Below are 10,996 nucleotides of genomic sequence, written 5' to 3'. Positions count from 1 at the left end.
CAAGTATTGGACAGTAATAGCTTTAACCGTTTTTACCCGAATTTCAATTTATTTTGAGGCGATCAAAAGCTACAGCCTTTGTGTGGCAAAATTCCTGGTTCATTAAAATTGATAGTTTAGCACACTAATTCCGGAAGACCCTGACTTCCCCATCTCCCCCATCTCCCCCATCTCCCCCTGCTCCCCCATCTCCCCCTGCTCCCCCATCTCCCCCTGCTCCCCCATCTCCCCCTGCTCCCCCTGCTCCCTACCCCTCCACAACACTTATTCAGCAGCCCCTAGTTACAACGGCTGAATATCATTAAAGCGAATTCTCGTATCTGCCACCGTTTTTTCCTCCGGATTTTCCTCTTGGGCATATCGAATCGTCCGGTTCGTTAACAAATAGTAATTGCCTACCTTTTCATGAAAATCTCGCACATCTTCTTTTTCCAGAACTTCATCGGTTTTGGCATCGCGAAACGTGGTTTTAAAGTGACTGACTAAATATCCCTCTGGCGTTTTAGTCGTACCTAGGGTGTCAACGGTTACAGCTACATCTCCAAAGCTGCGATTCACTTGAGTAATGACATCCCCTTTAACCTTATAGTAGGAATTATCACCCACCTCATTAATTTTTAACGCGCCATACTCGTCTTTTCCCTTTAACTCAAAGTCATTGTTTCCATGCAACTGTTTAAAGGGTAATCGGCGGCGGTGAATGATTTCCATCTTAACCGTATTGGCAACTAACTCACGTAAATTATCGGGTTCAACATTAATAACGTCCACACTTAAATCCGGTTGAACACGAACGATTCCTTGGTCAATATCTCCTTCGTGCGTAATCGAAACCTCTGCGGAATAACCCGGAAAATTTTCATCCCAGGTATAGCGCTGATTGTATGCATTGCGAAAGGCTTCGCTGGCTGATACTGTAGCGATTTGAGTTGGATGAGTGTTTGAGATAGACTGAGCATTTACACTGGCAGGTAATCCAAAGACGCAGCTAATACTAGCGATAATTAAACTTAAACTCCAAGAGATGATGCGATGCTGTAATGGCTGTGTCATGATTTTAATTGGCTATCGACATTGAGGATAAATCTCTATTTTACAAGGGGATGTCCAGCCGCATGGGAACAATGCTTTTCTCTCCCATATTCCTTAATTATCTGGGTCTTCTCCTAACTCCCGCAATCGTGCGGCTAAACGTTCGGCGCGTTGGCGTTCGGCTTCGGCGCGTTGGCGTTCAGTTTCTGCCCGTTGATGTTCAGCTTCAGCCCGTTGATGTTCAGCTTCTTCAGGTAATAAAACTAAATTCCCCTCTGAGTCATAAAATCGTAACCACGGTGCTGTTTCTCGGCTTATTATTCCTTGCCAAATTCCTAACCATAACCCTAAGGTTTCGCACCATAACCATCCTGAGTCATTCGGAACCAACGGTTGATAACGTAAATTTGCATCCAACCGCCATCCCTGTAAAGAGTCGGGGTTAAACGGGTCAAACACGAAATAATCGGGTGTTCTAAAGGTTCCTTCGTAAATATCCTTTTTTGCGCCAATATCAGTATTAGCGGTAGAAGCCGACATCAGTTCAATAATCACATCCGGGTAACGCCCTTCTTCATCCCAGACTACCCAACCTTGGCGAGAACGGTTTCCATCCACATTCAATACCACAAAAAAATCAGATCCTCGGAAGTCCCGATTTCGTGCCTGGGTGCGACTATAATAAATGAACATATTGCCACCCACAAAGTAATCCTCGCGCTGTGCCAAGGCTTGGTGGGTTAACTGAATCAACAGATTCATGGCAATGCGGTGACGGTTACTTTCCAAGGGTTCTCCATCATCAAAAATTAAATCAGTCGGTGGCATTTGGGGTTCCCAATCCACCACGGGAGGTGTTGGGGAACTCTGCGTTTGAGTTGTCTCTGTTGACATAATCCAACTCCTCCATCTGTAAGATTCTGTCTTCTTATGTTATCGCGTTTCTTTTGTAAATAGTCCTCAAACCCTTACAAAGGAAGCGAGTATGACAAAGGACGAATGACGATATCCACCGTTAGCTTTTATTGTGTCCACCTACTTAGAAACTTCTTCGGTGACAGGAAAGTCTTGGTAGAAACGATGAAAGCTGATAGCGTGAGACAGAGGAAAATTGCATTTGGGTGATTATACATTGAAAACCCGTTCTCATTACTGGCAACTGTTGCCTTATCTTCGCCCTCAAAGAGTTACCATTGGGCAAGCCTTAGCTTGTACTGTGGGGTTTGTCGCCGTGTGGCCCCTCCTGGCTTGGTTAGCGGGGCGGATTGCAGCTTATGTGGGACAAGGAAATGTGGGCGCGATCGCACAAGTTGCTGGAATTGCTGCTTTAATTTTCTTGGGTCAGAAGCTGGCACAGTATGGGCAAGATACCCTAATGGCAAAGGCGGCTTTGTCGATTACGCTGGATTTGCGGAAAAATGTCTACGCCCACCTGCAAACCCTGAGTTTGGACTACTTTGAAACCACTAGAACCGGGGACTTATCCTATCGACTCACTGAGGATATTGACCGCATTGGCGAGGTGGTGAATAAGTTCTTTCACCAGTTTCTCCCCAGCGTCTTACAGTTGATTGCGGTCTTCGCTTATGTGGTTTACCTCAACTGGCAGCTTACCCTAGGTATTGTACTCATTGCCCCGCTAATGGGTCTATTAATTGGCTGGTTTGGCGAACGGATGCGCCAGTTTTCCCGGCGCAGTCAAAATCGAGTGTCGGATTTATCGGCGTTGCTGATTGAAGTCTTTAGTGGGATTCGGTTAGTTCAAGCGTTTGCGGCTGAGGATTACACATTAGAGCGATTTAGTCAAGAGGCTGAACACAATCGGAAAGCTAAGTATGCGGCGGAACGGTTAAAGGCGATTCAGTTTCCGGTGGTAGGGTTTCTGGAGGCGATGTGTCTGTTATTAGTATTTTTGCTGGGGGGATGGCAAATTGCCCAAGGTAACTTAACGGGGAGTGAATTTGTCAGCTACGGTGCGGCGGTTGCCATGCTCATTGATCCAATCGCGATCGTTACCAGTAACTATAACGAATTTAAGCAGGGTGAGGCATCGGTTGATCGCATCTTTGAACTGTTTGCGATTGTGCCAACGGTGATCGAAAAAGAAGGTGCGATGATTCTCCCCCCGGTTACGGGTAAAGTCGAATATCGTCAGATCAGCTTTGCCTACACTCAAGCCCAAGAGAACTTAGAAAGGGCGGGTTTTGAAGAAACGTTATCATCAATCGCCAAGGATCAAGACGCGCCATGGCACGTCTCTACAGGTAAAACGCCTTGGGTGCTGAAAGACTTAAGTTTTCTTGCCCAGCCAGGAGATGCGATCGCACTCGTTGGGGCATCCGGTGCGGGTAAAACCACCTTAGTTAATTTACTCCCCCGTTTCTATGATCCGCAAGCTGGAGAAATCCTGATTGATGGGATTAATATCCGAGACGTTACCCTAAAAAGCCTGCGGCGACAAATTGGCATTGTTCCCCAGGAAACTACCCTATTTTCCGGCACAATTGCTCAAAATATTGCCTTTGGTCAAAAGGACTTTGACCTAGACGCTGTTCAAGACGCCGCTAAAATCGCCAATGCCCACCAATTTATTATCCAATTCTCCCAAGGGTATCACACCTGGGTGGGAGAACGGGGAATCAACCTATCTGGGGGACAACGACAACGACTTGCGATCGCGCGGGCGGTTCTTCTGAATCCCAGTATTCTCATCTTAGATGAAGCCACCTCTGCCTTAGATTCAGAATCGGAAGCCTTAGTCCAAGAAGCATTAGACCGGATTATGAAAGAACGCACCGTCTTTATCATCGCGCATCGCTTAACTACTGTGCGCCGCGCTGACCGTATTTTAGTCATGGAACAGGGACAGATTATTGAATCGGGAACCCATGCAGAATTATTAGAGCGAGAGGGACGTTATGCGCGATTCTATGCTCAACAGTTCACTTAGCTATGAATAAGAGCGATTCGCGGTTTAATCCTTATCACTAGGCGAACTTGATTAACAACCGCTTGAGGGAGGTATCAAGTTAGAAGCGATCGCCGAGCCGAATCCGCCCCAGTATGCTAACTTGATCAACAACTGCTTGAGGGGGACACCCAGTTTGAAGTGATCGCTGGGTTGAATCCGCACTAATAGGCGAACGTAATCGACATCCCAGTGAGGAGGACGCCAAGTTAGAAGCGATCGCCGAATCGCCTCTGTTACGTCTTGATCGTTTACAGACGAGGCTTCCTGGTCAAGAATTAGCTGTCGCACACGACCTTGGCTAATGTAGAACTCGAAGACGAGATTTCCCTTGACACTTGGGGATAACGGGATCGATTGTAGATGTTGAGTCAAATCAGCGATCGCTTTTTTATTTAGTCCTGTTGCGCTAACAATTTGTAGGCGATTATCTTTTGACTCAGCTTTGGTGACATCAGCTTCAATGTCTGGAGTTTTCGATGGCGCTGGTGCTGACTCAGGAATAAGAGTGTACTCAGCATCATCTTCCCCCATCATATTGGGACTGATCAGGGTGATATCAAACTCATCCAGCGGTTCTGAAGGAATCACCTCAAACTCATAGGTCGCTTCTACTTCTACATCTCCAAAAATTCCCTGATAGCTAATCCCTTCTGGCATTTCCACAGGGACTTGTACGGAGACAGACCGATCATTGGGATTAACGCGCACTTCATCGCTGACAGCAATAAAGGCGGTATATTGGCACAAGAGTTGATAGGTTAAAGCCGTATCGGTAACAGTCTCTACGCCAACTTTCGTCTCTCCCTTGACCATTTGATTCATCAAGTCTTTAATCCGGTTACGACCCCACAGTTGGGCAATCGCAGGATTTCCCGTATCTTCAAAGTTAAGCTCAAAAGTCTGCTGGTACTGCTGTCCTCCGGCAATCGTTCCTGTTATTTCTAGCCGTCCAGGTCGAGCATCTTTTTGGCGTCCAAATAGAACTAATGGTTGTTCAGCAAACAAATCGGGTGGAGTCGCCGGATAAATGATTGGAGGTTCACCCTCGCCTTGCCAGTACAGGTGAATATTCGTCAGCACTGGATTATTAATTTGCCCAAAGAACTGTTCAGCGAGTTCTTCAGTCGGCTCATCATAGCGGACAATCCGGGAAATTCCCCGTCCAATTTCAGCAATTCGATTCAGGAGAAAACGATTAACCGAACTTCCTGCACCAAAACTGTGTAGGCGATTCCCTAATTTTAAATGGCGTTGGACTTCTGCCAGAATTCGATTTTCGTTGCCAATATAACCGTCAGTTAACAGTACAATACTCCGCAATCGTCCCGGATCAACCTCTGGGAAGTTTAGCACCGCCTGAATTCCCCGCATCAGTTGAGTTCCGCCACTGGCGTTTAACTGATTAATATAATTCATGGCGCTGTTGCGATTTGGCACCGTATTTGCCAAGGGAACGGGTGAAAGTTGGCGAGTAGTATCTGAGAAATCGATAATGGTAAACGTATCGTGGGGATTAAGTCCCTGGATAAAGCGGCGCATTAATTCTTGACATTTGGTTAAAGGTTCACCCCTTTGAGAACCCGATGTATCAATCAGAAATACCACGTCTTTGGGGACGAATTGATTGGGGTTATACTCAATCGCTGGAATCAAATAAACCGCAAAATGTCCGCCGTGATCGTCGGTTTGAGAGAAGACTGTTGTTTGCGTGCGATCGCCTGCTACCTGATAGCGTAAAATTAGGTCTTTATTGGGAATTGTGTCTCGTTGAGATAGCGTGACTCGCATCCGCTGTTCTTGGCGTTCAAGTTGAATCTGGTGTGATGGAGAATGTACCTCTTTAATCTCAACCCCCGCCTCAATATCTACAGTCACATTAATATCATGTCCAGAACGAGTTCCAGGGGGTATAATCGGCGCATTTAAGCGAGACGCATCTGGCACTAAATCGGTGTCTTTATTCAATGTCATCGGTGCAGGTGCTGAACCCCCACCTGTGGTATTCTCATCAATCGTGGTTCCAGGAATATAACGAGATCCCACAACCATGGGAAAGACAAACTCGTAATTTCCACCTGTAAATTTTAGGCTATCGGTGTAGCGAATCATCACATCAATTTGCTCACCGGGTTGGATATTAGCCAGGGATTGAGTAAAAATGTTAGCCCGTTCCTGTTCTAGCAATCCGGCAGTGCGTCCTTGCTTCTTGGCTTGTTCGTAAATGGCTACCGCTTCTTGGCGTTTTTTGATGTTACCTTTAATTATGCGATCGCCGATGCGAATCTCCATATCATCAACAGCGGCTTCATCGGGTAAGGGGAAGATGTAGGTAGCTTCTAGGGGAGTGGAAAAAGGATTCTCAAAGGTTTGTGTTACCTCCACCCGCGAGATATTTCCCGTCACCTTGGCTTGTACATCAGTATGCTTCAGAGGAAAGACTAGCGCGTTTCCTTTTTCAGATTGAACGTATAAACCACCTAAGTTTGGTGATGGGGATGGAACGGTCGATTTAGCCTTTTTGGTCTTATATTTCGTTTTCCATTGACCTGATTTATTAAGTAGGTAGTATTTCGCACTAACATTGGGACCAAAAACAACCTCATCTTCATCTTCAAGATCATGAACTTGACATTTTTTGCCATTAACTAATAGTCCATTAGCACTTTGCTTACCTTGGGCATTACCATCAACAACTTTGTAAACACAACTGCCATCGTCTCTAATTTGTCGAATTAATGTTGCATGATGGCGAGATATAAACATTGAGTAGATGCGGATATCGCATTGTGGATCTCTACCTAGGGAGTAGACCGATTCTTCCAAGGTATATTCTTGGCGTCCCTGGTCGTCTTCAATAATCAAAAGATGGGTGGATGGATTTAGCATGATGGTTCTCCTTTTTTCAGTAAGCCCCGACACCCGCCAAGAATTCAAGTTCTTGGCTAAAAGCTTAAGTCCATTAAAATGGACTACAATTCTTATCTAGTAAACTCGATTCTGACTTGAGCTTGGGTGCCTTGGGTTTCAATTCAAGGCGGTTTAACACTTTTGTCTGTCTATCCTCAGCATAAGAGGGGATTGGAGGGGAAAGTGTTCAGTCTTTGACTCACCCTTTGACTCAGTAATTGACTCAGTAGAGGTTGTGGTATCGTATCTCTACCCGATGGGGCTGATACCAAATCCGGGTTAGCCACCCCCTTTATAATCTAGTCCGCGCAGGCGGACTTTGTTTGTGTAGCAGCGATTTCAATCGCCTTGATGTAAAATCGACTTACTTTGTCGAAGTTCAATTTCAAAAAGACGAGCAACTCTACCGACGCTTATTTGCAGAAGTATTTCTGTTTTTGAACCAAAATCCTCAGATTGTCGATTGGCGAGCCGTTGCCCTTTATCCAACGCGAAGTCAAGAGCCGACTGACACCCAACCTTATCGGGTTCTACTCAATAGCCCTCAGGTACAACGCATCTATCTTGATGAATTGGGGGACATACAGGAGTTATCGGTAGAGGTTGGATTGGTGCGGCTCATTGTTGAACCTGAAGAACAGGCAGTAGCACAAGCGAAGCAGTTGCTGGCACGGGTACAGCAAACAGAGCCAGTGAGCTTGTCGCAAGAAGCCATAATAGAGTTAATTGAAACTATTGTGGTTTATAAATTTCCGCAATTGAGTCAGCAGGAGATTGCAGCAATGTTTGGATTGAGTGAGTTGAAGCAGACACGAGTCTATCAGGAAGCGCTGGAGGAAGGAAGGCAGCGAGAGGGAGTAGTGCTGGTTCTCCGTCAGCTCAATCGTCGAGTTGGGGTAATGAGTCCAGAACTCCAAGCAAAGGTTGAAGCGCTATCGCTGGAGCAAGTGGAGGCATTGGCAGAGGCATTGTTGGATTTTTCTGGAGTGGAGGAGTTGGTGAGTTGGTTGGATAGGCAGGGTGAGCATCCTCCAGTGGCTTGATAAAATTCTGCCCGGAGTTTAAACTCCGGGCTAATAGCTTAAGTCCACTGAAGTGGACTGGAAATTTTACCGAGTTCTATGCAAGAGGACTTTTGCTACTTGCAGTGGGAGTTTGAGCAGACTAATCGTCGGCTTGATCATTTTGATCTTTCATCAACAAGTACATAGTCACTGCTGCGATAGCCGTTGCTAGGAGTAATGGAGACTGTGAAAGTGTTGTAAAAATCACAATCAGTTCCAGGATTATTTTTAGCTCATCAAGCATTTCCATGAATTCATCCGTGTAAATTTTCTATTTGGATTATGCTCATTACGCAGATACGCACGGCAATGGGTATCCATTAGCGAATATCTACACACGGATGAAGCGGGCGTTATAATAGCTGCTATATCTTTACTACTATGAATCGTAATCAGTTCGACGAAGCTCTAAAAAAATTGGACAGCGCACCTGTTACAAAAAAGGTGTTGCGTCTAGTATTGGCTAGTGATACCAATGCTGAGATTGCTCAGTCTAGAGGTAAATCTGAAGGAACTATCCGTAAGCAAGTCTCAAATCTTTATGAAAGATTTGGTATTGCCAGACAGTTCACCGATGATCCTAACTTCCAGCGACGTGAGTTAAAAACTCTTTTCAAGAAGTACAAACCTGAATGGTTATCAGAGAAGGCGATCGCTAAACCTAACCAAGAATCAGAGGAAATAGTTGGTACATCAGCAAGTGAGCCAAGCCCTGAGCAGGTAGTACTGGATCAATCTCAACCCAATCATTCTTTACCAGACCAAGAAAAAAATACTCCAGATGCGTCTTACCTAATTGCAGCCAATTCGTTTTTAGATGACTTTTCTAAAGCAATTGACCAACTGGAGAGTAAACATATTCATGTCCGTATAGGTGCAATTTCTTCTCTAGGAAAACTTGCTAAGTTTTCCCGACCAGAAGACCACTGGACAGTTATGGAATATTTAGCAGCTTTTATTAGGAATGCTCCTCCGAGACGAGAGGCAGGTATTCCTGATGATATTCAAGAAGCGCTTACTGTCATCGGACGGCGTGACATAGAGAAAGACCCGGAAAACCAGAGACTCGATTTAAACAAGGTAAATATTGCAGGTGCAAACCTCAGAGAAGCCCAACTGCAAGGTGTAAACTTTGAGCACGCCAATCTGCAAGGGGCAATTTTGAAAAAAGCCAATTTAAAAAAGGCAAGTTTTTATAACACCAACCTGCAAGGGGCGCACCTCTGGAAAGCTTACTTTCAAGAGGCAAACTTCATGGAAGCTAATCTGCAAGGAGCAATTCTCTCAAACGCCACTATGCAGAAGGCAAAGCTCTGGGGAACGAAGCTACAGGGTGCATCCCTTACCATAGCTAATCTCGAAGAAGCAGACCTTTCTCAAGCAGATCTCAATAGAGCAAACCTACAAGGGGCAAATTTTATGGGAGCTAAACTTCAGGAGGTAAACTTTGCTGAATCCAACCTACAAGGAACAAAACTTCAAGGAGCAGACCTTACGAATGCCAAAAACCTCGATTCACAGGAAATTTCGTCAGCATACGGAGATAGCAGAACCATTCTACCGGAAGATGTTGTAAGACCAGCCCATTGGAAATAAACCCGATGGATGACAGGAGAGGAGCTTTCATCCCTTCCCTAATCGCCCTCAGATTGCGATCGCGGTGATGCCAAATCATCGGGTAAGTCATCGATACTCCAGCACAATACTCGACAGAGTGCTTTTACCTGCGGCAGAGTTAACTTAGCTTTCTTATACCGTCCTGTCTCCCAGTTGCTAACTGTCTGCACAGACACATCGACAGCCATAGCAACATCCCTTTGAGTTAGACCAAACTCATCTCTACGCTGCTTCAGGGGAGACTCTTGCTCTTGCCGTTGTTCTTCTGTCATGTTCACACAAACTATCAGATGTTTTAATCACCATTACCGTCAGGAACACCAGTGACATCTATACCTAAAGCACTACAGACAGTCTGAATTGAAACTCCTAGCTCGCGAGCCAAAGCAACTGCCCGATCCACTCTTGGCAGTTTGACCCCATTTTCCCAGTCGTAAATCTGGCGCTCAGAAACTCCCATACGGTTTCCAAGTTCAGCTCGGGTAAGTCCCGCAGCTTCTCTGAATAGTCTTAATTGAGATTTCCCTTCGTTTGAATCAGTCATAGCGGAACTAAAATATTCGTCCTTTGTAAGGGTTAGATTTCAAGCAATCTATGTCTGAAGAGATGATTGCTGAACTTGTTTCAACATCTTGATTTTTATCAAATGCGATCGCAGTACCATGGTGGGCATGATAATAAAATCCACGTTACTAAATCGACAGATATTTAGATTGATGGATCAATTAATTGTTGCAAAACGCTGGAATCGCGCGACTTTATTGCCTTGATCCATGACTGGATTGAACGTCCAGTATGTATTGAGTTTAAAATATTAGTTTTAAAAGTTTCCAAACTCGGCAAACTAATTCTATCAACCTTAGCAAAATTGGTATCAAGACGGTAGGGAAAACTGCCAGTCAGTTGACGGATACGTTTTTGATAATCTGGATCAGGACGATATTGCTGTGCCTGATGTCCCCAATATTCTAAGAGATTGCCAATGATCGGTGATAGTTTACTAACAATTTTGGATAGCTCTATAGCTCCCTGAATATCCCTAGGTCTTGAGACGGTAAGAACATCTATGGTATGCCCTCTCAAGCTGAGTAAATTAGCTGTAGCAATTTCCAGAGCTTCCTGATAACGCATTACCGCTCTATTTCCTGTAACCTGATTTCAAGATTTTGAATAAAGTCACTCAAAGAAATTCCAATAGCTTGACAAAATGCACGGAGTTCCAAAATATCTATACGTCTTTCACCCCGTTCACATTTACTTACAAATGACTGAGTTTGCTGGAGGCATTGGGCAATTTCGACTTGTGTCAATCCTGCGGCTTTCCTAGCTGAGCGGAGGTGACTCAGAAATAAGGCGTATTCTTTTGTACAAATCGACTTTTCCATCTAAGTTGACCTCCCCACTT

The 10,996-nt window shown here is 45.0% G+C and carries 10 protein-coding genes; 3 read left to right on the top strand and 7 right to left on the bottom strand.

The window, feature by feature from the left end:
* Positions 1 to 282: 282 nt before the first annotated feature.
* A complete protein-coding gene (locus RIG66_RS30605) occupies positions 283 to 1,053 on the bottom strand; it encodes a DUF3386 family protein (RefSeq protein WP_446383406.1) in 771 nt (256 codons plus the stop codon).
* Between the two features lie 93 nt (positions 1,054 to 1,146).
* On the bottom strand, positions 1,147 to 1,926 hold the full coding sequence (locus RIG66_RS30600; protein WP_446383404.1) for a Uma2 family endonuclease: 780 nt from the start codon (positions 1,924 to 1,926) through the stop codon (positions 1,147 to 1,149).
* Positions 1,927 to 2,164: 238 nt separating this feature from the next.
* Here RIG66_RS30600 and RIG66_RS30595 point away from each other — a divergent pair, with 238 nt between their 5' ends.
* Entirely contained in the window at positions 2,165 to 3,982 is a 1,818-nt protein-coding gene (locus RIG66_RS30595) for an ABC transporter ATP-binding protein (RefSeq protein ID WP_446383402.1), read from the top strand.
* 51 nt (positions 3,983 to 4,033) lie between these two features.
* On the opposite strand, the gene RIG66_RS30590 is transcribed toward RIG66_RS30595, so the two are convergent.
* The gene (locus RIG66_RS30590; protein ID WP_446383400.1) at positions 4,034 to 6,889 is read right to left on the bottom strand and encodes a VIT domain-containing protein; all 2,856 of its coding nucleotides are present in this window, start codon (positions 6,887 to 6,889) and stop codon (positions 4,034 to 4,036) included.
* Positions 6,890 to 7,233: 344 nt separating this feature from the next.
* Here RIG66_RS30590 and RIG66_RS30585 point away from each other — a divergent pair, with 344 nt between their 5' ends.
* Both RIG66_RS30585 and RIG66_RS30580 read left to right on the top strand, forming a co-directional pair.
* Positions 7,234 to 7,953, top strand: coding sequence for an Rpn family recombination-promoting nuclease/putative transposase (locus tag RIG66_RS30585; protein WP_446383398.1), 720 nt, complete (start codon positions 7,234 to 7,236; stop codon positions 7,951 to 7,953).
* A gap of 402 nt (positions 7,954 to 8,355) precedes the next feature.
* Complete coding sequence (locus RIG66_RS30580) at positions 8,356 to 9,570, top strand: pentapeptide repeat-containing protein (RefSeq protein ID WP_446383396.1); 1,215 nt, start codon at positions 8,356 to 8,358, stop codon at positions 9,568 to 9,570.
* A gap of 38 nt (positions 9,571 to 9,608) precedes the next feature.
* Here the strand turns inward: RIG66_RS30580 and RIG66_RS30575 are convergent, their stop codons facing one another.
* The 4 genes from RIG66_RS30575 to RIG66_RS30560 form a co-directional block, all read right to left on the bottom strand.
* Positions 9,609 to 9,863 (bottom strand): helix-turn-helix transcriptional regulator, encoded by a 255-nt coding sequence (locus RIG66_RS30575; protein ID WP_446383394.1) that lies wholly within the window; start codon positions 9,861 to 9,863, stop codon positions 9,609 to 9,611.
* 23 nt (positions 9,864 to 9,886) lie between these two features.
* Complete coding sequence (locus RIG66_RS30570) at positions 9,887 to 10,135, bottom strand: helix-turn-helix transcriptional regulator (protein WP_446383392.1); 249 nt, start codon at positions 10,133 to 10,135, stop codon at positions 9,887 to 9,889.
* Positions 10,136 to 10,299: 164 nt separating this feature from the next.
* A complete protein-coding gene (locus RIG66_RS30565) occupies positions 10,300 to 10,722 on the bottom strand; it encodes a hypothetical protein (RefSeq protein WP_446383390.1) in 423 nt (140 codons plus the stop codon).
* Positions 10,722 to 10,976 carry a helix-turn-helix domain-containing protein gene (locus tag RIG66_RS30560; RefSeq protein ID WP_446343394.1) on the bottom strand — a complete coding sequence of 85 codons (255 nt, stop codon included), beginning with the start codon at positions 10,974 to 10,976 and terminating at the stop codon, positions 10,722 to 10,724. Before RIG66_RS30560 ends, RIG66_RS30565 begins: the two co-directional genes overlap by 1 nt.
* Between the last annotated feature and the right edge of the window lie 20 nt (positions 10,977 to 10,996).

It is taken from the genome of Coleofasciculus sp. E2-BRE-01 (assembly GCF_040221695.1).
In the GTDB taxonomy this organism is placed as follows: Bacteria; Cyanobacteriota; Cyanobacteriia; order Cyanobacteriales; family Coleofasciculaceae; genus Coleofasciculus.
This window is presented reverse-complemented; position numbering and strand designations above follow the sequence as displayed.